This is a genomic window from Streptomyces sp. NBC_00086, assembly GCF_026343255.1.
In the GTDB taxonomy this organism is placed as follows: domain Bacteria; phylum Actinomycetota; class Actinomycetes; order Streptomycetales; family Streptomycetaceae; genus Streptomyces.
In genome coordinates this window covers 1-25,064 of the sequence record NZ_JAPELZ010000001.1, presented here as the reverse complement: position 1 = coordinate 25,064, position 25,064 = coordinate 1, and the positions used below count along the sequence as shown (strand labels likewise).

Annotated in this window: 18 protein-coding genes; 5 read left to right on the top strand and 13 right to left on the bottom strand. The window is 70.8% G+C overall.

Features of this window, described 5'->3' with window-relative positions; translation table 11 throughout:
• Positions 1-133 precede the first annotated feature (133 nt).
• From OG276_RS00090 to OG276_RS00060, 7 genes are all read right to left on the bottom strand, one after another.
• On the bottom strand, positions 134-2,614 hold the full coding sequence (locus OG276_RS00090) for an LIM domain-containing protein (protein WP_266901374.1): 2,481 nt from the start codon (positions 2,612-2,614) through the stop codon (positions 134-136).
• Entirely contained in the window at positions 2,611-2,961 is a 351-nt protein-coding gene (locus OG276_RS00085; protein ID WP_266901372.1) for a helix-turn-helix transcriptional regulator, read from the bottom strand. Before OG276_RS00085 ends, OG276_RS00090 begins: the two co-directional genes overlap by 4 nt.
• A 19-nt stretch (positions 2,962-2,980) precedes the next feature.
• A complete protein-coding gene (locus tag OG276_RS00080) occupies positions 2,981-4,084 on the bottom strand; it encodes a tyrosine-type recombinase/integrase (RefSeq protein WP_266901370.1) in 1,104 nt (367 codons plus the stop codon).
• Positions 4,085-4,408: 324 nt separating this feature from the next.
• Entirely contained in the window at positions 4,409-5,836 is a 1,428-nt protein-coding gene (locus tag OG276_RS00075; protein ID WP_266901367.1) for a GH1 family beta-glucosidase, read from the bottom strand.
• Positions 5,837-5,954: 118 nt separating this feature from the next.
• Positions 5,955-6,875 carry a carbohydrate ABC transporter permease gene (locus OG276_RS00070; RefSeq protein ID WP_266901365.1) on the bottom strand — a complete coding sequence of 307 codons (921 nt, stop codon included), beginning with the start codon at positions 6,873-6,875 and terminating at the stop codon, positions 5,955-5,957.
• Positions 6,872-7,897: a carbohydrate ABC transporter permease gene (locus OG276_RS00065; RefSeq protein ID WP_266901363.1), complete on the bottom strand. Its 1,026-nt coding sequence runs from the start codon at positions 7,895-7,897 to the stop codon at positions 6,872-6,874. Before OG276_RS00065 ends, OG276_RS00070 begins: the two co-directional genes overlap by 4 nt.
• A 180-nt stretch (positions 7,898-8,077) precedes the next feature.
• The gene (locus OG276_RS00060) at positions 8,078-9,382 is read right to left on the bottom strand and encodes an ABC transporter substrate-binding protein (RefSeq protein WP_266901361.1); all 1,305 of its coding nucleotides are present in this window, start codon (positions 9,380-9,382) and stop codon (positions 8,078-8,080) included.
• A gap of 282 nt (positions 9,383-9,664) precedes the next feature.
• Between OG276_RS00060 and OG276_RS00055 the strand changes: the two genes are divergently transcribed.
• Positions 9,665-12,406: a glycosyl hydrolase gene (locus tag OG276_RS00055; RefSeq protein ID WP_266912425.1), complete on the top strand. Its 2,742-nt coding sequence runs from the start codon at positions 9,665-9,667 to the stop codon at positions 12,404-12,406.
• Between the two features lie 95 nt (positions 12,407-12,501).
• Here the strand turns inward: OG276_RS00055 and OG276_RS00050 are convergent, their stop codons facing one another.
• Positions 12,502-13,539, bottom strand: a complete 1,038-nt coding sequence (locus OG276_RS00050) for a LacI family DNA-binding transcriptional regulator (protein WP_266901359.1) — start codon at positions 13,537-13,539, stop codon at positions 12,502-12,504.
• 142 nt (positions 13,540-13,681) lie between these two features.
• Positions 13,682-13,843: a carbohydrate-binding protein gene (locus OG276_RS00045; RefSeq protein WP_266901357.1), complete on the bottom strand. Its 162-nt coding sequence runs from the start codon at positions 13,841-13,843 to the stop codon at positions 13,682-13,684.
• A 223-nt stretch (positions 13,844-14,066) separates the two neighbouring features.
• Here OG276_RS00045 and OG276_RS00040 point away from each other — a divergent pair, with 223 nt between their 5' ends.
• Together OG276_RS00040 and OG276_RS00035 are read left to right on the top strand one after the other, a co-directional pair.
• On the top strand, positions 14,067-15,008 hold the full coding sequence (locus OG276_RS00040; protein ID WP_266901355.1) for a LysR family transcriptional regulator: 942 nt from the start codon (positions 14,067-14,069) through the stop codon (positions 15,006-15,008).
• Positions 15,009-15,182: 174 nt separating this feature from the next.
• Positions 15,183-16,547: a carbohydrate-binding protein gene (locus tag OG276_RS00035; protein WP_266901353.1), complete on the top strand. Its 1,365-nt coding sequence runs from the start codon at positions 15,183-15,185 to the stop codon at positions 16,545-16,547.
• A 74-nt stretch (positions 16,548-16,621) separates the two neighbouring features.
• Here the strand turns inward: OG276_RS00035 and OG276_RS00030 are convergent, their stop codons facing one another.
• On the bottom strand, positions 16,622-19,003 hold the full coding sequence (locus tag OG276_RS00030) for a bifunctional serine/threonine-protein kinase/ABC transporter substrate-binding protein (RefSeq protein ID WP_266901351.1): 2,382 nt from the start codon (positions 19,001-19,003) through the stop codon (positions 16,622-16,624).
• 267 nt (positions 19,004-19,270) lie between these two features.
• Here OG276_RS00030 and OG276_RS00025 point away from each other — a divergent pair, with 267 nt between their 5' ends.
• Positions 19,271-19,936 (top strand): alpha/beta fold hydrolase, encoded by a 666-nt coding sequence (locus OG276_RS00025; protein ID WP_266901349.1) that lies wholly within the window; start codon positions 19,271-19,273, stop codon positions 19,934-19,936.
• Here the strand turns inward: OG276_RS00025 and OG276_RS00020 are convergent.
• Complete coding sequence (locus OG276_RS00020) at positions 19,933-20,427, bottom strand: hypothetical protein (RefSeq protein ID WP_266901347.1); 495 nt, start codon at positions 20,425-20,427, stop codon at positions 19,933-19,935. The two genes, OG276_RS00025 and OG276_RS00020, sit on opposite strands and share 4 nt — an antisense overlap.
• Positions 20,428-20,932: 505 nt before the next feature.
• On the opposite strand from OG276_RS00020, the gene OG276_RS00015 reads away from it, so the two are divergent.
• Entirely contained in the window at positions 20,933-23,626 is a 2,694-nt protein-coding gene (locus OG276_RS00015) for a SpoIIE family protein phosphatase/ATP-binding protein (RefSeq protein ID WP_266912423.1), read from the top strand.
• A 79-nt stretch (positions 23,627-23,705) separates the two neighbouring features.
• Here OG276_RS00015 and OG276_RS00010 read toward each other — a convergent pair whose 3' ends face one another.
• Positions 23,706-24,155, bottom strand: coding sequence for an SRPBCC family protein (locus OG276_RS00010; protein ID WP_266901345.1), 450 nt, complete (start codon positions 24,153-24,155; stop codon positions 23,706-23,708).
• 74 nt (positions 24,156-24,229) lie between these two features.
• Positions 24,230-24,910, bottom strand: coding sequence for a GNAT family N-acetyltransferase (locus OG276_RS00005; RefSeq protein ID WP_266901343.1), 681 nt, complete (start codon positions 24,908-24,910; stop codon positions 24,230-24,232).
• Positions 24,911-25,064 lie beyond the last annotated feature (154 nt).

The window sequence follows — 25,064 nt, the reverse complement described above, 5'->3', positions numbered from 1 at the left end:
AACGTAGCGCGGCACTAGTTGAGGAGAGGAGTAGAGCGGCTCGGATCAAGGCATGGCAGTCTCGTTTCCCTTCCTGCAAGCTGAGTTCAGCCGTCGGCGGGAGCAGACGGTTCCCGTCGTCGGCCTGGTGGAGTCAGAGTGGTCGGGTGGCAGGTGCGCTGTCCGTGGCCGTCCGGGTGCGGGTGGCGGAGCGGGCGGCGACGGCCGCGGCATACGTCATCCAGTCCCCGCCGCTTGCCCGCTGCCAGGCGACGGCTACGCTGACGTGCAGGCCGAGCATCTTGGCCAGCTGGCCTGCGGGCAGCTGCTGGGCGAGCGCGAACAACGCGGTGCTTCGGCCCTGTCGGGTCTTGACGCCGATCGCGTTGAGCCGTCGCAGCATCTGTGACTGGTGGAGCGGCTGGCCGGCTGTGCGGCCCGGAAAGAGCCAGTCGCTCTCGTGTCGGAGCACCGCATTCGGGGCCCGCGCGGACACGAGGTCCGACATGAGGGCATCCAGCGGTGCTGGTAGTCGGATGGGCCGGTCGCCGAGGCTGAGCAGTACGCGGTCGCCGTCCCGGGTAACGCGATCGGTAGTGAGGCGATGAATGGTACTGACGTGCTGCGCGTAGAGCAGCACGAGGAGCCCGGCAACGCGGTCTGGCGTGCGGAGGCTGTCGTCGTGCAACAGCTGTCGGGTGACGGCCCAGCGGGCGTCCTGGTCGTGTGGACCGGACGGCCCCGTCCAACGGATCGCCGGGGCCTTGATGCCGGCTGCGGTGTACCGCTGTCGTACAGCCCATCGGACGAAGGCACCGCACTGTGCCGGGTACGCGCGCCCGGAGCTGAGGTGGCTCTCCACCTCGGCCTGCGTGCAGCCGCGCAACGATGTCCCCCGGCCGGCCAGCCCGTGCAGAAAGGCATCGGCCGCTGAGAGAAGGACCCGGACATTCTGGATCTGCTGCACGCTGGCGGGTTTGCCCTTCAGGCGCCCGCGCAGCCGTCGCATCAAGTGCCAGTCGACGAAGCCGCGCAAGGCTCGCTGGTGTTCGCCCAGTTGGTGCCCGGCGACGGCCGCGTCGACTTCGCGCTCAACCCGGATCAAGCCTTCGTCGCGGAACTCCAGAGCCCCGACGGAGACCAGCATGGAGCGGAGGTGGTCGAGCGTCTTGGTCTGCGTCATCGTGTCGAGCGCGGTATGCGTGATGACCGGGTGTTCGCGCACCAGCGCCGTGATGGCGGTCTGGACGTTCGGCTTCCGCAGCCAGGTGATCGCGTAGTTCGGGTGGTCGACCTGGACGAGGTGCTCACGCAGCCGGTCCAGCTCGGGGGCGGTGCGGCCGTCAGTGGAGGCGAAGACCTTGCGGAGCCGGGCATCGAGGCTGCACCGGGTGCAGGGCGCGGTGGTGAGCTGCCAGGTCGTGTTGCAGATACGGCACCGCTTCCAGAACGTCGGGTCGGGGTTCACGCACCGCGCGCACAACGGGCTCTCGCGAGTACCGCCCCGGACCACCGAGCCGGCGCCGCACCCGGAGCAGACGACCCAGAAGCCCTTACAGCGGTCACACACGTGCTTGTTGATCGCCTGGGAGAGGGTGCCTTGGCGGCGGATGCCGCAGATGGAGCAGGTGTGCTCGGGCCGCGGTCGGCAGTTCTGGCAGATGGCTCCGGCCTCATTGCGTCCGGCGACGCGGCGTCGGTTGCCGCACTGGGAACACACCTCGAAGTTCCGCGGGTCGCTGGCCCAGCAGGACTTGCACAGGACGCTCCCGTCCTCGTTGCGGCGGTTCTTGGGCTTGATCAGCCCGCAGCGGCTGCATCGCGTGGCACGGGCCATTTGTGCGCATGGATCACACAGACGTCGCCCGCTGAAAGGCTGGTGGAGGGACTGCTGCTTGCCGCATCCCGGGCAGGGGGGCATCACTACGTGGTCGGCGCCGGCTTGGACGAGCGCGTCGATGAAGCGCAGGACTCCGGGCATCGGTGCCTCCGCGCCCTGGCCGGTGAGGAGGTCCGGGCGGTCGACGACGGCCCATGCGACAGCGCGGTGAAGAGATCCCAGGCGTCCGCTTTGGCGAAGCGCCGTCAGGACCTGGTCCCTGCTGAGGCCGGGTTCCAGGTCGGCCAGCACTTTGACGAGTGTCTCGGTCGGGTCGTCGTCCTGCGGGAGCGGACACCGTTCGCAGTACGGCTGTCCCTGCCGATCGTGGTGTCGGGCATCGCGGATCTCCCCGCACACGGTGCAGCTCTTTGGCTTCCTGAAGCAGGCACTGTGGCCCCAGAGGCGGGCGCGCTTGGCCAGCGAGTTCATCAGCTCACGCCCGCACACGTGGCATCTCGGCCGGGCCAGCTGCTCGGCTCCGGCCCGCTTCAAGGCCATCAGCAAGATGCCGACCCGGATCGCGCACGGCGGGCGCCCGGTGCGCAGCACCTCCGGGTTGTCGAGCAGTTCCAAGGCGATGGTGCGTTGCCGGGCACAGCCCTGGACCACCTCGGCGGTGACCTCCCGAACCTTCTCCCGACTCAGGGATGTCTCGACGTCGCAGAGCAGGTCCACCAGCACCTTGAGTGCATCGAGGTCGACCGCCTCCGTGTGCGACGGCCCCGCCGATCCCGCCGGGAGAACTGAGCTCATTGATCAACTCCTGCGATGCGGGCCCGCTTCGGACGCAGATCACCCAGACCTGGCTCCGGTGCGGAGCCACCCGCCGAAGCCGCCTTCTTCTCGGGCCGAGTGCCGGCGCCCGCAGCGCGGACGGGCTCGATGAGGTCTTCCATCCGACAGTCCAGGATGTCCAGCAAAGCCATGAGGATTTTCAGGCTCAGCCGTTCCGGTCGTTCCACAACGAGGCGGTAGACCTGGCTGGACGAGAGCGAGATCCCCCGTTTCTCCAGAGGAGAGGTGAGGTCGGTGGTGGAGAACATCCCACGGTCGGCCATGACCTTGCGCAGGTGCCACTGGTAGTCGAGCTTGGCGGTCATCGCGGATTCCCTCTCCTCGTCACAGCCCGGCGAAGGCCGGAGCCAGGGCATTCTGCAGGGAAGTGTTCATGAAGTCGTCGCTCACGTGCGTGTAGATGGCCAGGGAGCTATCGCACTCGTGGCCGACCTGCTTCTGGATGAAGAACCGGTCCACGCCGTCCTCGGTCAGGTGCGTGACGTACGAATGCCGCAGCGAGTGGGGCGTGAGTTCCTTCGGCAGTCCCAGGGCGTCGCGGTACTCTACGAACCGGTCGTTGATCGAGCCGGGCCGCAGCCGACCACCGCGTTCGGTGATCCACAGTGCGGGATGGTCCGGGAACCCGAAGCGAGGCCGCACGTTCGCGACGTAGTCGTCGACCGCCTCGACGGCCCAGTCCATGAGGGACAGCACGTTACGCCGGCGCGGAGGTTGTCCCTTCTTGGCCTTGCCGTAGCGGACGTTTAGCGTCCCGTACCGGCCGAACTGGGGCGCCTTGGGGTTCCTCCCGAAGTCGACCAGGTCGAGCTTCGATGTCTCCGTGCGGCGCAGCCCCCACCCGTAGATGACCTTGAACAAGGTGGCATCCCGGTAGGCCGCGAGCGCGCCCTTGCGGCCGCTCCTGATCGCTCGCTCCACCTGGTCGTCGGCGTAGTCAAGGAAGCGTTGGAGCTCCTCGCGGGTGAACGGGCGGGCCTCCGGGTCACCTTCGTAATCCTGGAGGTGGGGGATGGTGTTCCACTCGTGGCAGATCGCCACCGGGTACGTCCCGAACCTCTCCTCGCAGGCGGCAGCCCAGTCGTAGCGGGGGTCGATGAGGTACTCGGAGAACAGCCGCAGAGTGCCCTGATAGCCGCGGACCGTCGACGGCGCGAGGTGCTTCTCCGTGGTCAGGGCGGCCGACCACTCGTCCATGTGGGCGGGGGCCCAGTTCCAGGGATAGTCGTTAGTGAACCCCTGGAACATACGGACAAGCTGAATCCGCGGGTTGACCGTGCGCGGCTTCAGATTGCGCGCCTGCTGCTGCGACTGCCAGCCACGCAGCATCGCCTCCCACGTCGCGTCTTCAGGGTGGAGCTGGATCACGCCAGAGACGAGCTCCAACTTGGCCGACCCGGCCAACTCGACCCCCGGCCGACGCGTCATGACTTATCCCTTCTGACGCGCAAATCATGCATCAGAAGGGATCGACAAGCAAGATATGCAGGTGAGGGGGCTGATTCGCGATGCTCTACGAGTAGGGTCGTGGGGGTCCATCCATCAGGTAGCCAGCGTAAACGCGCCCATCTGATGCAACTCCCGAGGCTTGCCGTAGGCATGGCTCAGTTGCGACCAATCCGTCATGCCGGAATCCAAGCAGGTCGGTGAACCGACACGACGGGCGCCCTCCGTTGGTCGCGACGGGCGATGTGGCAGGACGGCCGGCGGCCCCGGGACGTTCCCAGGGCCGGGGGCAGGGAGGGAGCCCCCTCAGCCCCGCGCCAGTCCGCCCCGCGCGATCACCTCCGCGTACCACCGCGCACTGTCCTTCACCGTCCGGCGCTGGGACGCGAAGTCCACGTGGACGATGCCGAAGCGCTTGCTGTAGCCGTACGACCACTCGAAGTTGTCCAGCAGGCTCCACAGGAAGTAGCCGCGCACGTCCACGCCGTCCTCGATCGCCCGGTGCACGGCCGTCAGGTGGGCGTCCAGGTACGCGACTCGCTCCGGGTCGTGGACCTGCCCCTCCGGGTCCGCGTAGTCGTCGTACGCCGCCCCGTTCTCCGTCACCAGGAGCGGAAGATGGGGGAGTTCGTCCCGCAACCGGGTCAGCAGTTCGTACAGGCCGGTCGCGTCCACCGGCCAGTCCATCGCCGTGCGCGGGCCCGCCGCCGGGGTGAACGCCACATGCTCTTCGGCGCCCGCCCAGGGAGCGGGGGAGGCGGAGGAACCCGCCGAAACCACGCTGGGGGAGTAGTAGTTGATGCCCAGTGAGTCGATCGGGGTGGACGTGACCTCCAGATCGCCGTCCCGGACGAACGACCAGTCCGTCACCCCCGCCGTGTCCTCCACCAAGTCCTGCGGCAGCCGCCCGTGGAAGACCGGGTCCACGAAGATCCGGTTCGCCACCGCGTCGATCCGGCGCACCGCGTCCCGGTCCGCAGCGGTGTCCGTCAGCGGGCGCAGGGCGTGGAGGTTCAGGGTCAGGGAGATCTCGGCGCTGGACGGGAGGCGGTCACGCAGGACGCGGGCCGCGCCGCCGTGCGCCAGGTTGAAGTGGTGGGCGGCACGCAGGGCGGCGAGGTTGCTGGTGCGTCCGGGCGCGTGGACCCCGTTCCCGTACCCGAGGAACGCCCCGCACCAGGGCTCGTTCAACGTCGTCCAGGTGGTCACCCGGTCGCCCAGTGCCCGGGCCACCAGGTCCGCGTACTCCGCGAAGCGGTGTGCGGTGTCCCGCTCCGGCCAGCCGCCCGCGTCCTCCAGCTCCTGCGGGAGGTCCCAGTGGTAGAGCGTCGCCACCGGCCTGATCCCCTTCGCCAGCAGCTCGTCCACCAGGCGGCGGTAGAAGTCCAGGCCGCGCTCCACGGCCGGGCCCCGCCCCGTCGGCTGGACCCGGGGCCAGGAGACGGAGAAGCGGTAGTCCGTGACGCCGAGCTCCTTCATCAGCTTCACGTCGTCGGGCATCCGGTGCAGGTGGTCGGCGGCGATGTCACCGGTGTCACCGTTGCGGACCTTGCCGGGCGTGCGGCTGAAGGTGTCCCAGATGGAGGGCGTCCGGCCGTTCTCGGCGGCGGCCCCCTCGATCTGGTAGGCGGCGGTGGCCGTGCCCCAACGGAATCCGGTGGGGAAGCGGAGCCCCGTCCCGGTCTCGGGGCGGGTGCCCGTGGAGGTCGCCGGGCGGGCATCGACAGCGGTCATGAGACGGACACTCCAGGAAGTAGGAGGAATTAGGAGGAATTGGGGGACGATCAGAAGGGGCCGGTGGGGGCGAGCTCTCGCCGGAAGCCGCCGGCCGTTGCCGGAGGGCGGGAACGCCTCAGCCCTTCACCGCTCCCTGCATGATGCCGCCGACGATCTGCCGGCCCAGCAGGCCGAAGACGAGCAGCACCGGCAGCGTGCCGAGCAGCGTGCCGGCCATGATGACCGACTGGTCGTTGACGTAGCCGCCGCCCAGCTGCCGCAAGGCGACCTGCACGGTCGGCTCCTGCGAGGACAGCGCGATGACCGGCCAGAAGAAGTCGTTCCACGCCGTCATGAACGTGAGCATCCCGAGCACCGCCATCCCCGGCCGCGCGATCGGGATCACGATGGACCAGAAGATGCGGGCCGTGGAGGCCCCGTCCACACGGGCCGCCTCGATCAGCTCGTCCGGCAACGACTGGATCAGGTACTGGCGCATGAAGAACACCCCGAACGCCGACACCAGACCCGGCAGGATCACCGCCTGGAGCTGGTTCACCCACTGGAGTTCGGCGATCAGCATGAACAGCGGGATCACGCCGAGCTGCGGCGGGATCATCATCGTTCCGATCGTCAACGTCAGCAGGGCGCTCCGGCCCCGGAACTTCAGCTTGGCGAAGGCGAAGCCGGCCAGCGTGCAGGACAGGACCGTGCCCACGGTGATGGCCCCGGAGACGATCAGCGAGTTCAGCAGGGCCTTGCCGATGTCGGCCTCTTCGAGGACCGCCTCGAAGTTCTTCATCAGGTTCGGGCCGGGCAGCAGGCTCGGTGGCACCTGCGCCAGGTCCGCGTTGGACCGGCTCGCCGCGACGATCGTCCAGTAGAAGGGGAACGCCGAGATCAGCAGCGCGAAGCCGAGGACGAGGTAGGCGATCCAGCCGCCCGTCATCGTCCTCCCTGCCCCGCCGCCCTTGCGGAGCCGGAGGCGCCTGCCGGGCCGCTCCCGCGGAGGGCGGGGCTTCTCGGGCGCGGTCGGCGGTGGGGCGAGCGCGGTCATCGGCCGGCCTCCTTGCGTGCACGGCGGCGCGCGATCAGGGCATTGACCCCGACGAGCACCACGATCAGGACGAACATCACCCAGGCGATGGCCGCGGCCCGCCCCAGGTGGAAGAAGCCCCAGCCCTGCTCGTACATGTACAGGCCGAGGGTCTGGTACTGGTGCGAGATGCCGCCGGAGATCGACCCCTCGAACAGCAGCGGCTCACCGAAGAGCTGGGTCGCGCCGATCGTGGAGATGATCACCGTGAAGACGATGGTCGGCCGCAGCCCCGGAAGGGTCACGTGGATGAACTGCCGCCAGCGCGAAGCCCCGTCGATCCCCGCGGCCTCGTACAGCTCGTGCGGGATCGACTGCATGCCCGCCAGGTAGATCAGCGCGTTGTAGCCGGTCCAGCGCCAGATCACGATCGTCGATACGGCGATCTGCGAGGCGACCGTGCCCGTCTGCCAGTCCACCGGGTCGAGACCGATGAGCCCGATCACGTAGTTGATCAGCCCGAAGTCGCGGCCGAAGAGCTGCGCGAAGACGAGCGTGGCGGCGGCGACGGACGTTGCGTAGGGGAGCAGGACGGCGGTCCTGATGAACGTCCGGCCGCGCAGCTTGTAGTTGAGCAAGTGGGCCAGGCCCAGCGCCATCGCGAGCTGCGGCACGGTGGACAGCACGCCGATGGTGAACGTGTTGCGCAGCGAGATCCAGAAGTACTCGTCGGTGAAGAGCGCGGTGTAGTTGCCGATGCCCCGCCACTCCATCTCGCCGCTCGTCTGGAGCTCGACGCGGTAGAGGGAGACGAAGGCCGTGTAGAGGAGCGGGAAGAGGCCGAAGGCCAGGAACAGGGTGAAGAAGGGGGCGATGTAGGCGTACGGGGAGGCCTTGCGCCAGGCGCGCCGGAGGCGGGGAACGGCAGCCGGGCCGCCGTCCGGGCCGGTACCGGGGCCGGAGCCGGATGCGGGGCCAGATCCGGGGCCGGAACCGGTGCCGGCCGGGCGGGGTCCGGCCTTCGCGGTGGAAGTGGGGAACACGATGCGGCCCTTCGGGAGCGGGGCGGGAGGGCTTACGGGTGCAGGAGGGGCAATTGGGTGCGCGTGCCCGGGTGCCCGGGTGCCCGGCCGCCGGGGAGGACGGCGGCCGGGCACCCGCGCGGGGATGGCCGGGGTGGACCGGGCTCGCGGGGAGGCGAGGTGGCCGGCCCGCGACCGGTGTCAGCCGATCACGTTCGCCACGCCCTTCTTCGCCGTCTCCCACGCCGTGTCAGAGGAGACTCCCTTGCGCTCGACCTCGCTCAGCGCGTTCGTCAGCTGCTGCATCACGTTCTGGTCGTGCACGCCCAGCACCTGGACCGGGGAGGCCTTGGCCGCGTCACCGAAGATCCGGCCGATCGGGGCGCCCGAGAAGTACGGGTCCTTGGCATCAGCGATCTGCGCGATCGCTCCCGTCGAGGAGGGGAAGTTGCCCTGCTTCTGGAAGACCTTCGCCTGCTGCTCGGGCGCGGTGAGCCACTCGATCAGCTGGTACGCCTGCTCCTTGTGCTTGGCCGCACGCGGGATCGAGAGGTACGAGCCGCCCCAGTTGCCCGCACCGCCGGGCAGCTTGGCGACGTCCCACTTGCCCTTGCCCCCGTCACCGGCCTGGCCCTTCACGTAGCCGAGCATCCAGGCCGGGCACGGGATCGTGGCGAACGAACCGGCGGCGAAGGCCTGGTTCCACTGCGGCGACCACTGGTCGAGCTTGGCGCTCAGGCCGGCCTCGGCCGCCTTCACGGAGGTGTCCCAGGCCGCCTTGACCGCCGGGTTCGTCTCGTAGATCAACTTGCCGGAGGCGTCGTAGTACCGCTCCTTCTCCTGGCCGATCATGATCCCGTAGAGGGAGCCGATGCTGTCCAGCCAGGCGCTCTGGGCGGGCGCCTTCTTCTTGTACTCCTTGCCCAGCTCCAGGTAGCCGTCCCACGTGGACCACTTCTTCGCGAGCTCCTCGCGGTCGGTGGGCAGACCGGCCTGCTGGAAGAGGTCGGTGCGGTAGCACATGGCCTCGGGGCCCACGTCCGTGCCGAGACCGAGGACCTTGCCGTCCTTCGTGGTCGCCGCGGACCACTTGGCCTCGGCGAACTGGCCCTTGAGCTTGTCGGCCCCGAACTCCTTGAGGTCCTGGAACTTGTCGGACTGCTGCTGGGTGACCGACGCGATCCGGCCCACCTCGACGCCCTGCACGTCCGCGAGACCGCCGCCGCCCGCGAGGCGGGTCTGGAGCGACTTCCAGTAGTCGGCCTCGTCCTGGGTGTCGCTCTGCTTGATCGTCACGTTGGGGTGGAGCTTCTGGTACTCCTCGTAGAGCCCGGCCTCCTTGAAGCCGAAGGACCCGAAGAGGTCGACCGTGAGGGTGACCTGTGCGCCCGCGCCGTCGGAGGAGTCCGGCGAGGCGCTGGATCCACAGGCGGCGAGGAGGGCCCCTGTGAGGACCACAGCGCCGAGGCGGGCTGTGGCTCTCTTGGCGGCTCGGGCGATGGGCATGGGAAGCCTCCCTTGACTTCGGGATGTACCGAGCGCCTTGAGAGCGCTCTCAGTGCGTGCGTCTGGAGCGTCCCCCACCACCTGCCCTCCGTCAAGACTCGAACGCATAACAGCTTCGAGTTACGTCCAACTGCCCTCATTGCTGGCTCTCTTGACACTGAGGTTTCAGGAGATTTACGTTCCTTGGCACTTGAGAGCGCTCTCGAACGCGCTCTTCCCCCCACGTGATCGAGGTGCTGTTCCGTGCGAGCCTCCCTCTCCAGACCTGCAGCGGCGACGTTCATGGCCGTCGCGCTGGCCGCCGTCGGCCTGGGCCCCGCCGCCTCCCCCGCGGTCGCCGCCACCATCCCCGCGGGTTCCGGCAGTTACACCGACACCCGACCGGCCGGCACGTCCGGACCCACGACGAACACCGGCGCCCCCGTCACCCCCAAGCTCACCGCCGCCGCCCGGGACAAGCCCGTCCCGACCAACGACTGGTGGACCTCGCTCGCCTATCAGCGCTACGGCGACAACCCGTACTCCACCCCCATGTACGGTCACCCCCTCACGTACCAGGCCAAGGCCTCCGGCCTGGAGGTCGGCTACCCGACCGCGCCCGCGATCGTCGGTGACGGCCGGCAGTACGAGTACGCCCACAAGGCCGACCTCACCGTCGGGCTCACCGGCCTGAACTCTCCCGACACCAAGGCCGACGCCTGGTCGGACTGGACGGTCACCCCGTACTGGGCGGACGGCTCCCGCACCTTCCGGGCCACCATCGGCCACGGCATGCCGTTCGTGTACGCCAGGGGCTCCGGCGGCGACGCCCGCATCACGACCGCCTCCACGCCCACCGTCTTCGCGGACAACGGCAACGTCCTCGGCATCACCGTCGCCGGTCACCACTACGCGCTCTTCGCCCCGACCGGCGCCGACTGGAACGTCTCCGGCACCACGATCACCGCCGGACTCGCGGGCAAGGACTACTTCTCGCTCGCCGTCCTGCCCTCCACGGACGCGCTCGCGACCTACCGCAAGTACGCGTTCAGCTTCGTCACCGGCTCCCAGGTGGCCTGGCAGAGCGCCGCCGGCGACGTCCGGGCGACCTACACCCTGACCACGGAGGCCAAGGAGGGCACCGAGCGCGGCACGCTCCAGGCCCTCTACCGCCACCAGTGGCTGCACACCACCGACGCGCTCACCCCGTACACGTACGTCTCTCCGCGCGGCACCATGAAGGTGCGCGAGTCCGCGTCCTTCACCACCAGCCAGAAGAACAGCGGCGTGCTGCCCGCTCTGCCCGCCTCCAGCGGCGTCGACCGGGCCCGGCTGACCGGCTACCTGAACGAGGTTGCCAACGCCTCCGACCCGTTCTCCGGGGCCTCCGACACCTACTGGACCGGCAAGGCGCTCGGCCGACTCGCCCAACTGGTGCCCGTGGCCGACCAGATCGGCCAGACCGCGACCCGCGACAAGCTCCTCGGCCTGATGAAGGGCCGGCTCCAGGAGTGGTTCACGGCGGGCGGGGCGAGCGGGTTCAGCTACGACAAGGACTGGAAGACCCTCACCGGCTACCCGGCCTCGTACGGCAGTGACACCGAACTCAACGACCACCACTTCCACTACAGCTACTACGTCTACGCGGCGGCGATCATCGCCCAGTACGACCCGGCCTGGGCGGCCGACTCGGCCTGGGGCGCGATGATCAAGCACCTGATCCGCGACACCGCCAACCCGAGCCGCACCGACTCGGCGTACCCCTTCCTGCGCGGCTTCGACGTCTACGCGGGCCACAGCTGGGCCTCCGGCCACCAGGGCTTCGCGGCGGGCAACAACCAGGAGTCCTCGTCGGAGTCCGTCAACCTCAGCGCCGGTCTCGTGCTCTGGGGAGCGGCGACGGGCGACACCTCGCTCCGCGACCTCGGCAGCTACCTGCTGACGACGGAGTCCGAGGCGATCACCCAGTACTGGTTCGACGCGAGCGAGCAGGTCTTCCCCGCCACGTACAAGTACGGCACGGTCGGCATGGTCTGGGGCAGCGGCGCCGCGTACTCCACCTGGTGGACCGCCAACCCGGAGGAGATCCACGGCATCAACGTGCTTCCCGTGACCGGAGGTTCACTCCACCTGGCTCGCGAGAAGGCCGCCATCAAGCGGAACATCGCCGAGATGGAGCGCGAGAACGGCGGCCCGGCCCAGGAGTGGCGCGACCTGCTCTGGGAGTTCGAGGCACTGACCGATCCTTCCTCGGCGAAGGCCAAGTGGGACGCAGTGAACGGCAATTACACCCCCGAGCAGGGTGAGTCCAAGGCGCACACCTACCACTGGATCAACACCCTCGACGCGCTCGGCGCGCCGGACATGACGGTCAGCGCCGACCTGCCCACCTCGGCCGTCTTCACCAAGAACGGAACCCGCACCTACGCCGCACACAACCACGGCTCCACCGCCCGTACGGTGACCTTCTCGGACGGCAAGACCCTGTCCGTACCGGCCCGTTCGACGGCCACGGGCACCGGTGCCGGTGGTGGAGACCCCGACCCGGAGGAGCCGGGCCCGTCCACCGGCAACACCTTCCGGCTCAAGACCGGCGGCGTCCTGACCACCGCCACCACAGACCCGGCCGGCGTGGACACCCTGGCCTCGGCCGACGGCGTGAACCGGGACGGCACCCCGTACCGGCCGAACGTCTACGAGGTGAAGCAGGTCAACGGCAAGGTCGCCGCCGGGGCCGCCACCGCGTTCCGCCTCCGGGTGGACGCGGGCACCAAGGTGGGGCTCGCCCCGCAGGTCCGCGTCAGCTACGACCTGACCGGTGACGGCACCTTCGACCGCACCGAGACCTTCCGCTACTTCGCGACCGACCCGGTCGCGGGCTGGGAGGAGTACACGCAGGCGGTCGGCGCGCAGGCCGTCACCGGCAGCCTGGGCGAACTCAAGAACGGCACCGTCCGCCTGGAGATCTGGAACGCGCTGGGCAATGGCACCTCGCAGGTGCAGACGGGCACGGACGCGGCGGTGCTGAGGATCCCGTACGCGTAGTCCCCTGCGGGGCCGAACCAGGCCTACGGGCACGATCGGTGCGGCGGGTCGCAGGCTCCTCGGGGCGGCGACCCGCCGTACGCGTACGCCGGGGCTCAGGCCGAGGCCCGCCGGACCAGCATGGTCGGGGTGATCACCGAGTCCGGCGCCGTGCCGTTCGCCGTACGGTCGAGGCTGCGCAGCAGCAGCCGCGCCATCAGCCGGCCCTGGCCCTCGATGTCCTGGTTGATGGTGGTCAGCGGCGGGTCGGTCTCCTTGGCCACCGGGTCCATGTCGTCGAACCCGACGACCGCCACCTGCGCCGGCACCGCGATCCCGCGCTCCCGCAGGACCCGTAGCGCCCCCGACGCCATCAGGTCGTTCGCGACGAACACCGCGTCCAGGTCGGGCCGCCGTTCCAGCAGCTCCGCCATCGCCCGCGCCCCGCTCTCCACGGTGAAGGCGCCCTCGGCGACGAGCGTCGGATCCGTGTCCAGCAGTACGTCGCGGTAGCCGTCGAGGCGGTCCATCGCCGAGGTCTGGTCGGGCGGCCCGCCGATGTGCGCGATCCGCTCCCGCCCGAGGTCCCGCAGGTACTGCACGGCGACCCGGGCCCCGCCCCGGTTGTCGGCGTCGACGTACGGGACGGCCCGTTCGCCGGGTGCGGAGGTCCAGCCGGGCCGGCCCCCGAACACGGTGGGAATCCCCGCTCGCCGGGTGATCGCGGGCAGCGGGTCGTCCGTGTGCAGGGAGAAGGCGAGCGCGCCGTCCACGTGCCCGCCGGACAGGTACCGGGTGATCCGGTCGAAGTCCCCCGGTCCCTCGGCCAGCAGCAGCACGAGCTGGGTGTCGTGGGCGGTCAGTTCCTTGCTGATGCCCCGGATCTGCTGGGAGAAGAAGGGGTCCGAGAAGATCCGTACCTCCGGCTCCGAGATGACGACGGCCACCGCGCCCGTCCGCCGCGTCACCAGGGTCCGGGCCGCGTGATTGGGGACGTAGCCGAGCTCGTCGACCGCCCGGAGCACCTTGTCGACCAGCGGCTTGCGGACCCCGTCGCCCCCGTTGACGACCCGCGAGGCGGTGGCCCGGGAGACCCCCGCACGCGCCGCGACGGCTTCCAGGGTGGGGCGGGACCCGGGGGACTGCTCGGGCAAGGCGGTCGCTCCTCGTCGACGGGGCGGTGACGCGCAGGGTGGTGCGGACCTGCGCCGTCGCCGGATCGGCTACAGCCTAGCGCCGGGACGGGCGGGCGTCTGAGAGCGCTTCCAATCGGTTCCGGGCGCTTCCCGTCGCCGCTCAGCCGGCGTAGGGCTGCCACATCTTGACGGTCGTTGCCGGGTTGCTCGCGGAATTGGACTTGTGCGTCACCAGGCACCGGTACTGCTTGCCGAAATGAACGACACGGTCGTTCTCCGCGTACTGCCGGTTGACTTTCCAGTCCGAAAATCCTGCTGCCATGTGACGCCACCTTTCATCGCGCCGGCTCACTGCCGACGCGTATGAAGCATCGCACCCTCCTGAGCAGGGCAAAGACCCGATCCCGTCGGCAGGCCCGCACGAGAGCCCGCGGGAACACAAGAGGCGCGGCGCCGAACCCGGCGTCATGGCTTACGCGCTTTCGTCGATTCCGGATGCGGCAGACCCGTAGCGCATGCCCACAGGTCTGGACCAAGCTCAGGTCATGGATCTGGAGTTGAGGCACCTCAAGATCGTCAGAGCCGTCGCCGACGCCGGCAGCCTGACCCGCGCGGCCACCGTGCTGGGGCTCACTCAGCCCGCTCTGAGCACCCAGCTCAAGCGGATCGAGCGGGCGCTGGACGGACCGCTCTTCGTCCGGGGGCGGGCCGGCGTACGAGCCACCGCGCTCGGGGAGCTGGTGCTGGAGCGGGCCCGCGTGGTGCTGCCGGCCGTGTGCGAGCTCCAGGAGGAGGCGGTGCGCTTCGCCCGGCAGGGCACGGTCGGCTACCGGCTCGGCGGGACGCACGGGCCACTGCTGGGCGGACTCGTGGACCGCATCGTGCGGCAGGAGCCCGGTGTGCCGGTGACCACCTCCACCTCGTGGTCGGAACGGGAGGTCGCCGGGGGCGTGGCCGCCGGCAGGCTGGACTTCGCCCTGGTGGGGGTGTGCGGGGAGAGCGCCCCGCCGGAGCCGGGGCGGCTCGCGTGGAGGGAGGTGGCACGGGACCCGGTGCACGTGATGCTGGCCGAGGACCACCCGCTGGCGCGGCGGCCGTGGATCGAGCTGGCGGAACTGGCCGCCGAGGCCTGGACCGACGTACCGGGCGACGGGTGCTTCGGGGACTGCTTCGCGGCGGCGTGCGTGCGCGCCGGGTTCACCCCGGCCTGCGTGTACGAGACGGACACGGCTTCGTGCGTGCACCTCGTCCAGGTCGGGCGGGCCGTCGGGCTGTGCCGGGCGACCTTCCCGGTGACCCCCGGGCTGGTGACCCGGCCGCTCGCCGGGAGCCCGCTGGTGTGGCGGCACCTGCTCGGCTGGCATCCGGAGGCGCGGGCGGCCGCCCGCGCGGCAGCTGTGCTGGAGCACGCCCGGGACGCGCACACGGAGGCGCTGGCCCGATCGTCCGCAGCCGCGGTCACCGCGGCACTGGCGGAACGGGCGTAGGCCAGGCGGGGCAAGGCGCGGAAGCGACGGCGTTCGATCAGCTCCACCCGGCCACCGGCGGAGGTGCCCGCCGGGCGGCCATAACACCGGGGGAGGGGCCAACCGGCATCTCCCGCTAAGGCGTTCGGATTCCTACGGTGTCGCTGACCCCCCACCGAACCGAGGAGATCCCCCATGCTCAAGCGACACGCCCGCGCGGCGTGTACCGCCCTGGCCGCCGCCGGGCTGCTGCTGGCCGCCACCGGCGCCGTTGCCACCGCCGCCCCCGCGGACTCCGCCGACACCACCCGCCCGCAGAAGTCGGCCTCCGCCACCCTGCGCACCGCCGACGCTCCTTCCGAGCTCCTCTCCGCCATGCAGCGCGACCTCGGCCTGACCCCCACACAGGCCAAGGCCCGCCTGGCCCACGAGGCGGAAGCGGGAGCCACCGCCGCCAGGCTCCGGTCCCGGCTCGGGCCGGCCTTCGCCGGAGCCTGGCTGGACGGCGCAGACGCGGGGACCCTGACCGTGGCCACCACCCGTGCCGCCGACACCGCCGCGATACGGGCCACCGGGGCCCGGGCGCAGCTGGTCGGGCGCTCCCTGGCCGACCTGGACACCGCGAAGGCCGCACTGGACCGGGCCGCCACCGCCGGGACCCCGGTCCGCTACGTCGACCCGCGCGGCAACACCCTGGTCGTCGAGGAGACCCGGCCCGGGGCCGCGGCCGCCCTGCTGGCGGCCACCGGGACCGACGCGGCCCTGGTCACGGTGGTCCGTACCGCCGAGGCCCCGCGCCCGCTGTACGACCTGCGCGGCGGGGACGCGTACTACATGAACGGCAGTGGCCGCTGCTCCGTGGGCTTCCCGATCACCAAGGGAACGGTGAACGGCTTCGCCACCGCCGGGCACTGCGGGCGGCCCGGGACCACCACCAGCGGCTTCAACCAGGTCGCCCAGGGCTCCTTCCAGGCCTCCGTCTTCCCCGGCAACGACATGGCCTGGGTGGCGGCGAACGCCAACTGGTCCTCCACCCCCTACGTCAAGGGCAGCGGCGGGGCTAACGTGCAGGTCACCGGCTCAGTGCTGCAACCCGTCGGGGCATCGGTATGCCGATCCGGATCGACCACCGGCTGGCACTGCGGCACCATCCAGCAGCACAACACCAGCGTCACGTACCCCGAAGGCACCATCTCCGGCGTCACCCGTACGACGGTCTGCGCCGAGCCCGGTGATTCCGGCGGCTCGTACATCTCCGGCAGCCAGGCCCAGGGCGTGACCTCGGGCGGTTCGGGCAACTGCTCCAGCGGCGGGACCACCTTCTTCCAGCCGCTGAACCCGATCCTGTCCTCCTACGGCCTGACCCTCAAGGTCTCCGGAACCGACCCGGGCCCCGGCCCGGGCGACCCCGAACCCGGCGGCACCTGGAAGGCCGGCTCCGTCTACGCGGCCGGCGCCACCGTCACCTACGGCGGCGCGAGCTACCGCTGCATCCAGGGCCACCAGGCCCAGACGGGCTGGGAGCCGCCCGTGGTCCCGGCCCTCTGGCAGCGGCTGTAGGTCGCTCCGCAGGACAGGAGGCGCCGTGGCTGCCAAGGGGGGAGCCACGGCGCCTCCGGTGCGTCCGGGAGGGATCAGTCGGCGGCGGGGCCGCTCTTCACGGTCGTCCAGCTGCCGCCCTTCACCGAGTACACCGTCAGCTGGCGGTTGACCGTGTCGCCGTACTCGTCGAAGGCCACGCGACCGGTGACACCGTCGAACGCCAGCCCCGACACGGCCTGGGACATCTTCGCCCGGGCGCCCGCGGGGAGGGCGCCGCCGTTGTCCTCGACCAGGGCCTTCACCGCCTCGATGACGGCCCAGGTCGCGTCGTACGCGGAGGGGCCGTACGAACCGGCCGCCTCCGAGTAACCCGCCTCCTGGTACCGGTCGAGGAAGTCCTGTCCCTTGGCGAGGCCCTCGGTGGGAACGCCGAGGCCGGTGGCGAGGTCGCCCTCGGCCTTCGTGTTCGTCGTGAGGAACTGCTGGTCGAACATGCCGTCGCCACCCATCAGGGGGACGCTCACGCCCGCCTGCTTGAGCTGCTGGGAGAGCGGCCCGGCGGCGTCGTAGTAGCCGCCGAAGTACACGGCATCGGCGCCGGAGGCCCGGATCTGGGGGGCCAGGTAGGAGAAGTCGTCCTGCGCGGGATCGATTTGGTCCGTACCCACGACGGTCCCGCCGAGCTTTGCGAAAGCGCTGCCGAACCCGGAAGCGAGGCCGGTGCCGTAGGCGCTGCCGTCGCCGATGACGTAGAGCTTCCGCTTCCCGGCCTCGCCGTGGAGGTACCGGGCGGCGAACGGCCCCTGGTCGACGTCCGTGGCGACGGTTCGGAAGTAGGTCTTGTACGGGCGTGACTTGGAGCCCTTGGCCCAGTCGGGACCCAGTGTCAGCACGGGGTCGGTGTTGGACGGAGACACGTTGACGAGGTTCGCCTGTCCAAGCGGTTGCGCCATGGTCTTGGCGACCCCGGAGGTGAGGGGACCGACGACGCCGAGCACCTTCTCGTCATCGACGAACTGGGTGGCGTTCGGCCCGCCCTTGGCGGGAGTGGCCTCGTCGTCCAGAGCTTTGATCTCGAAGTTCACGCCGGGCACGTGCCCGGTGCGGTTGGAGGTCCTGACCGCCAGATCGGCGGAGTTCTTCATGCCGACCCCCATGGCTGACAGGTCGCCCCCGCCGCTGAGCGGTGCGTCCACTCCGATGACCACCGTGATGGGGGAGGCCGTGGAACCGCCTCCGGTCGTTCCGCCGCCGGGCGGGTTGCCACGGGTCAGCTTCCAGGTCAGGACGGAGCCGGCCGCCAGGGTGACCATGGCCATTCCCAGAACGGCGGAGCGCCGGGTGAGGGCGCGCCGGCGGGTGGAAGCCCCCTCCTCCCGCCCCTGCCGGTCCGTCCAGCCGAGCGAGATCACGTCCTCGGCCGAGGGGACGGCGACGGGCGGGGTGGTCGGCCGCTCCGGTACGGGCGGGCGGGAGGTATCGGGCACGTGCGCCGGTTCCACGGCCGTGGGCGTCGGCAGGGGAGCCGAGGACGGCAGCTCCGTTTCCCGCTTGGTCGGGGTCGGAGCGTGCTCCGTCGCCGCGTCCGGGACGGGCGCGCTTTCGGGCCGGCCCGAGTCGGCCTCGTCGGTCGTGCCCTCCCGGGACGGGGAGGACTGCAGTGCCGACGCCAGCAGCTCGGCGGCCTCGGCGGCGCCGATGCGCTGCGCCGGGTCCTTCGTGAGGAGCGCGTCCAGCAGGGGCGCCAGCGGGCCGGCGTGGGCCGGCGGCCGGTGGGGGCGGGTGAAGACGGCCACGGCAAGGGCGTGGAGCCCGTCGGCCTCGAACGGCGGGCGGCCCTCGACGGCGTGGTAGAGGGTGGCGCCGAGTGCCCACAGGTCGTTGGCGGGGGTCGGGCGCTTGCCCTCCAGCTGCTCCGGAGGCATGTAGTGCGGGGTGCCGATGACGGTCCCGCTCTGGCTGAGCTTGGTTGTGGCGTCCGCCAGGTGGGCGATGCCGAAGTCGGTGAGGACGACGCGGTCCTTGGTCAGGAGCACATTGTCCGGCTTGATGTCGCGGTGGATGATCCGCGCGCCGTGCGCTTCGGTGAGCGCGCCGAGCATGGCGGCCCCTATCTCCGCCACCCGCCGCACGGGCAGCCGGCCCTGCTCGCGGATGGCCGCGGCGAGGGACCGCCCCCGGATGAACTCCATGACGATGACGGGGGCGCCGTGGTGCTCGACGACGTCGTGGATGGTGATGATCCCGGGGTGGCTGAGAGTGACCGCCGCGCGGGCCTCGCCGGTGAAACGCCTGAGCAGCGTCGCACGCTCGCCGTCGCCCAGCCCCACCGGGAAGAGGATCTCCTTGATGGCGACCTCGCGCCCGAAGAGCTGCTGGTCGAGGCCGCGCCAGACCCGGCCCATGCCCCCCTGGCCGATGGCTTCGACCAGCTGGTACCGGCCGGCGATGAGTTCGGATTTCTGCTCGGTCACGCGCACACTCTAGGACCTGTTGGACCGGTCGGGTGACGGAACCATGGCCTGATCCCACACCCCGCCCCGCCGGGCCCGTCACGGCAGCAGGATGGAACGCGCGTACGGCCGACTGCTCGTTCCGCATCGGAGCCCGCGTCGCCTTCCAGCCTGCAGCCGGCGGGCCCCCGGGATCAGGCCGTGGATCGAAAGTGGATCAAGGCAAACGGGAGTGTGACGACGGGCCATAAGCTGACCGGTCCGGGGCGATCTGAGGAGACGGACGAGTTGGCCGCTGTGGTGCTTGTACACGGTCTGTACCACCGTCCCGAGCACTTCGGGGTGTTGGCGCAACGGTTGCGGGCCGATGGAACGAGGGTTGTCGTGCCCGAGCTCCACCGCGGCTCATTGGCTGCCGACACCGCCGCTGTCCAGGCCGTCGTCGACGCCCTGCCGGAGCCCCCGCTCGTCCTCGGCCACTCCTACGGAGGGTCGGTGATCACAGGCGTCCGTGGAGCGGCACACCTGGTCTACCTGGCGGCCTTCGTGCCGGACACCGGCGAGAGCGCGGCCAGCCTGGGCGGCGCCTCCCAGCAGCTCCGGGACGCGATCGTCGCCGAGCCGGACGGCTCCACGACCCTGCACCCCGGACTGGCCGCCGCCACCCTCTACGGCGACTGTCCCGAACCTCTCGCCGCGCGGGCGCTCGCCCTGCTGCGTGCGCAGGCCCCGGGCTGCGGACGAGGAGTCCCGCGACTCCACAGCTGGAAGGAAACTCCTTCCACCTACGTCGTCTGCGCCCAGGACCGGGCCATCGACCCCGGCCTCCAGCGGAGGATGGCCGCGCGCTGCACTGAGGGGCGCGAATGGCAGACGGGCCACTCCCCATTCGTGGGACGGCCCGGTCTCATCGTGGAACTCCTGCGGGAACTGCTCGCCTCCCACACCCCCTAGCCGGCTCCTTGCAGCTTCTCGTGCTGTTCCTTCATGAGGGAGACGGGGAGGACGTTCCCGTCCGGCGGGATCATGTAGACGGCCAGCGTGTTGCCGGTCCTCACGAGCGTCATGACCTGTTCCTTGCCGGGGCTCTGCAGGGGGCTCGTGAGGGAGAAGGAGGCCGATTCGTTGCCGACCGCCTCGGTCGGCAGTGCTTTGACGTCGACCCGTTCTGACCAGCCCCGCTGGGAGGAGGCCTCCAGCTCGTTGCAGGTGCCGAGCGCCCTCTTCACCTCGCGGAGCTTCTCCTTCGCCTCGCCGGCCGCGTAGCTCGTGAGCACGACGCTCCCGGCAGCATCCCCGCCCGGGGGCTCGACCGTCGTCCAGGCGGTCCCCACCGCCACATGGCGGGGTTTGCCGCTCCTGAGGTCGGCCAGCGGCTGGCAGGAAGGATCGGCCGCCGTCACCACGTCCACGTCTTCCATCAGTGGCTCTGCCTGCGGAGTCATATGAAAACCTGAGTGCTTCTTCACCAGCAGGGCTTCCGACAGATCGGCGGAAGTCAACGGCGGACCTGCTGCTTCGGCCGTTCCCCCGCCACTGCAGCCCCCTGCCGCGGCGGACAGGGCCAGCAGAGCCATCGTCATTCCTCCGCGTATGCAACCGCGCATGCCGTTCCCCCATGTCGAAGCTGAAGTCGAATCCCGTAGCCCTGCGTCGTCGGCTCGCTCCGGAGTGCCGCAACCGAGACCGCGCCCCGTCAGCGGGCAAGGCCCGGGCCGCCGGGCCGCCGTGACCGCGAAGGCGGCCATCCGGCAGGTGCCCTGACCTCGTAGATTCGAGCCGATGCCAGTCCAGGCCGCCGGCCGCCTTCCCGGCGCCCGCCCGGGTACGGGCCTCCGTGGCCGGGCCCACGCGTGAATGCCCGAGCGCGATCGTGCACGCCGGGGGGCCACGGACGCCCGGAGGTGCTACAACTGGGTGCGTGACCCTTCCATGCCACCCGTGCCGGGCGTGTCGGTGCGGTCACCCCTAGGCAACAGACTCCGAAGCGTCGCCGGCCAGGTGTTCGTCCTCCAGGTGGCGATCGTGGTGTTGCTCGCCGCCGGAGCCCTCCTGTCGCTGCTGCTCCAGTCGCGGCACGACATTGACCGGGAGGCACGCAACCGGTCGGTTTCCGTCGCGCAGACCTTCGCCCACTCCCTGGGCCTGCAGGACGCGCTCAAGTCGTCCGATCCGTCCGCCATCCTGCAACCCCTTGCGGAGACGACGCGCAAGGTCGCCGGCGTGGACTTCCTCGTGGTGATGGACACCAACGGCATCCGGTACAGCCATCCCCAGCCGGACCGCATCGGAAAGCGGTTCGTCGGCACGATCGAGCCCTCCCTCGCCGGACGCGTCCACACCGAGAGCGTGCAGGGTCCGCTCGGCAAGGAGATCCAGGCGGTGGTGCCGGTCACCGCGGCCGACGGCCGGGTCGTCGGACTGGTCTCGGCGGGCCTGACGGTGAAGAACGTGACCGGTGTCGTCGACCGGCAGCTCCCGGTCATCCTGCTGGCCATCGCCACCGGCCTGGCCCTGGCCACCGGGGGCACGGCCCTGATCAGCAGGCGACTGCGCCGGCAGACCCACGGGCTCGGCACGCAGGAGATGACCCGCATGTACGAGCACCACGACGCGGTGCTCCACGCCGTCCGCGAAGGCGTTCTGATCACTGACGGCGACGGGCTGCTCATGCTGGCCAACGACGAGGCCAAGCGGCTGCTCGGCCTGCCGGACGACGCCGAGGGACGCAGCGTCGGGGACGTGCCCGGCCTGGACCGCCGGATGGCGGACCTGCTGCTGTCGGGCCGCGTGGCCACCGACGAGGTGCTCGAAGTGGGCGACCGGCTGCTCGTGCTCAACCAGCGGCCCACCCACCCCGGAGGCCGGCCGGAGGGCGCCGTGGTCACCATCCGGGACTCCACCGAGATGCAGATCCTCACGAGCCGGGCGGAGACGGCCCGCAGACGGCTCAAGCTGCTGTACGACGCGGGAGGCGACGTCGGAACGAGCCTCGACGTGGTGCGGACGGCCGAGGAACTCGCCGCCGTCGCCGTGCCCCGGTTCGCGGACTTCGTCACCGTCGACCTGGCCGACTCGGTGCTCGACGGAGACGAACCCGGCGCCAACGCCGACATGCGGCGCACCGCGGTCAGCGGCATCCGCTCCGACCATCCCCTCTACCCGCGCGGGTGGCTGATCGCCTTCCTTCCGTCCACCCCGCAGGCGCGCGGGTACGGAACCGGCCAAGCGGAGCTGGTGACCGACCTGGCCGACGCGCCGGGCTGGCACGCCCAGGACCCGCAGCGAGCCCGGGCCATCGTCGACTACGGGATCCACTCGCTCATCGTGGCCCCGCTCAGAGCACGCGGCGTCGTACTCGGCGTGGTCAACTTCTGGCGGTCGCAGAAGCCGGAGCCCTTCGACGAGGACGAGCTGTCACTGGCCGAGGAACTCGTCGCCCGGGCGGCGGTCAGCATGGACAACGCCCGCCGCTACACCCGTGAACATGCCCTCGCCGAGACCCTCCAGCGCAGCCTGCTGCCGCGCGCCCTGCCCGAGCAGAGCGCCGTGGACGTGGCGCACTTCTACCTGCCCGCCCAGTCCGGGGTGGGCGGCGACTGGTTCGACGTGATCCCCCTGCCGGGCAGCCGGGTCGCGCTGGTCGTCGGAGACGTCGTAGGGCACGGACTGCACGCCGCGGCCACCATGGGGCGGCTGCGCACGGCGGTGCACAACTTCTCCACCCTCGACCTGCCGCCCGACGAGATCCTCGCCCGCCTGGACGACCTCGTACAGCGCATCGACCGCGACGGGGCCGCCGACGACCTGGATGGCGGCGTACTGGGCGCGACCTGCCTGTACGCCGTCTACGACCCGGTGTCCCAGCGCTGCACCATGGCCCGCGCAGGGCACCTGCCACCCCTCGTGGTCGCCCCCGACGGCACGACGGACATCGTGGACCTGCCGGCCGGGCCCCCGCTGGGGCTGGGCGGCATTCCGTTCGAAACCGCCGAGCTGCACCTGGCGGAGGGCAGCCAGCTCGTCCTGTACACGGACGGACTGATCGAGGAGCGGACCCGGGACATCGGCGAGGGGCTGGAACTGCTCCGCACGGCGCTCAGCCATCCGGACCGGGACCCCGCGGAGAGCTGCCGGGCCGTACTCGATCTCCTCCTGCCGGCGCGCCCGACCGACGACGTGGCGCTGCTCATCGCGCGCACCCGGACCCTGGGCCCGGACCGGGTCGCGGAGTGGGACATGCCGTTCGAGCCGAGCGCGGTTGCCGCCATGCGGAGCGTCGCGGTGAAGCAGCTCGACGAATGGGGCCTGTCGGAGCTCGGCTTCGCCACCGAACTGATCCTCAGCGAACTGGTCACCAACGCCCTGCGGCACGGCAGCGCGCCGGTCCGGGTACGGCTGCTGCACGCCCGCACCCTGACCTGCGAGGTGTGGGACGGCAGCAACAGCGCCCCGCACGCGCGCTACGCCGCCACCACGGACGAGGGAGGGCGCGGCCTGTTCCTGGTGGCGCAGCTCAGCGAGCAGTGGGGCACCCGCTACACGCCCGACGGCAAGGTCATCTGGGCGGAACAGGCCCTCCCCGGCGCCCCGGGCACCGGCGAACCGAACCTCGCGGCCTTCCTCGACCTGGAACCGCTCTGACGCGCGTCCGGACCAGGGAACGCGGTGCGCTTCTCCCGACCCCGGGGGCGGACCTCGCGCCACCGGATTCCCATCGCGGTCAGATCTCGCCGCGCCAGGAGCCCGTCGCGACCCCGCGCGATTCGATGAAGAGCTTGAACCGCTTGAGATCACCCGCGACCTGACGCTTGACGAAGCCGAGCTTGTCGGCGGCCGCCTCGGCCAGACCGTCGGGAACCCAGTTCATGTGCAGGACGACCCTCGTGGTGCTCGCATCGAGCGGCTGGAAGGTGACGAGCCCGGCCTGGCGGGCCTCCCCGTCGACCGTCATCCACGCGACACGCTGGTCCGGGAGCTGCTCGGTGATCTGCGCGTCGAACTCGCGCTGCACACCATTCACGTTCGTCACCCAGTGGGTGAGCGTGTCCGTGCGCTGCACGATGCGTTCGACCCCCTCCATGAAGGCGGGGAAGTCCTCGAACTGTGTCCACTGGTTGTAGGCGGTCCGTACGGGGACGTTGACCTCGACGTACTCCTCGACGTGCGACATGCGCACCCCTTCCGTGTCGTCAGCAGCCCGCACCCGAAGGCGCGGGGCGTCCGTCAGGACGTCTGGAGGCGCGGCTACCCGGGCTCGCCCGCCCCATGCGCGGACCGCGCGCCCCACCGCACCGGCTCGCGCCACATGGGCCAGAGGGTGGGTCCGCCCTGCGGGAGACAGAGTTCGGAGGTGACGCGGAAACCCAGCCGTTCGTAGAAGGGGACGTTGGCGGCCTTGCTCGACTCCAGGTAGGCCGGTTGCCCGAGGCTGTCGCAGGCCGCCAACTGCTGGCGCAGCAGCGCCGAACCGACTCCCGTCCCCTGGAGCCCCGGCTCCGTCCCCACGGACGGCAGGTACCAGTGCGGAGTATCGGGATGGGAGCCGTGCATGACGTTCTGGACCTCACCGGCCCGTGACAGCCCACGGGGGCCGAAGACGCGCACGTAGGAGGGGAGCGCCGCCAGCTCTCCCACCGCAGAGGTCCTCCAGTGCCCGGGCCCCGACCACAGCGCGGCCGCCAGCAACCGCCCGTCGCTGGTCGCGGCGACCCGGACACCGCCCGCGCGGGGTCGCTGCTGCCGCTGGGCGAGCTCGAAGTAGCGGGCGATCCGGCGTTCCCGGCCGGCCGGGGCGGGGATCATCCATGCCATGACCGGGTCGTCGGAGAAGGCGCGGGCCAGCAGGGCGGCGACCGCCCCGGACTCGGAGGACCGGGCGAACCGGATGCCGTACCCGGCGGTGGGAGGTGTCGTACGGGTGCTCATGGGGCCACGCTAGGCAGCGGTCCCGGGCTTCCGCGGTCGCGCCCGACGGACACGCCGCACGGACCACCGGGCGACGCCACCCCGACCCCCCATCGGCCCCGGATGTGAAAGTTGGGCAGCCGACGGCCCGGGGCTGCTCGCCACGACGACGGCC

Coding starts and splice junctions, on each gene's coding strand:
- OG276_RS00090 (WP_266901374.1), bottom strand. CDS start 2,614: ATGAGCTCAGTTCTCCCGGCGGGATCGGCGGGGCCGTCGCACACGGAG.
- OG276_RS00085 (WP_266901372.1), bottom strand. CDS start 2,961: ATGACCGCCAAGCTCGACTACCAGTGGCACCTGCGCAAGGTCATGGCC.
- OG276_RS00080 (WP_266901370.1), bottom strand. CDS start 4,084: ATGACGCGTCGGCCGGGGGTCGAGTTGGCCGGGTCGGCCAAGTTGGAG.
- OG276_RS00075 (WP_266901367.1), bottom strand. CDS start 5,836: ATGACCGCTGTCGATGCCCGCCCGGCGACCTCCACGGGCACCCGCCCC.
- OG276_RS00070 (WP_266901365.1), bottom strand. CDS start 6,875: ATGACCGCGCTCGCCCCACCGCCGACCGCGCCCGAGAAGCCCCGCCCT.
- OG276_RS00060 (WP_266901361.1), bottom strand. CDS start 9,382: ATGCCCATCGCCCGAGCCGCCAAGAGAGCCACAGCCCGCCTCGGCGCT.
- OG276_RS00055 (WP_266912425.1), top strand. CDS start 9,665: ATGGCCGTCGCGCTGGCCGCCGTCGGCCTGGGCCCCGCCGCCTCCCCC.
- OG276_RS00045 (WP_266901357.1), bottom strand. CDS start 13,843: ATGGCAGCAGGATTTTCGGACTGGAAAGTCAACCGGCAGTACGCGGAG.
- OG276_RS00040 (WP_266901355.1), top strand. CDS start 14,067: ATGGATCTGGAGTTGAGGCACCTCAAGATCGTCAGAGCCGTCGCCGAC.
- OG276_RS00035 (WP_266901353.1), top strand. CDS start 15,183: ATGCTCAAGCGACACGCCCGCGCGGCGTGTACCGCCCTGGCCGCCGCC.
- OG276_RS00020 (WP_266901347.1), bottom strand. CDS start 20,427: ATGACTCCGCAGGCAGAGCCACTGATGGAAGACGTGGACGTGGTGACG.
- OG276_RS00010 (WP_266901345.1), bottom strand. CDS start 24,155: ATGTCGCACGTCGAGGAGTACGTCGAGGTCAACGTCCCCGTACGGACC.
- OG276_RS00005 (WP_266901343.1), bottom strand. CDS start 24,910: ATGAGCACCCGTACGACACCTCCCACCGCCGGGTACGGCATCCGGTTC.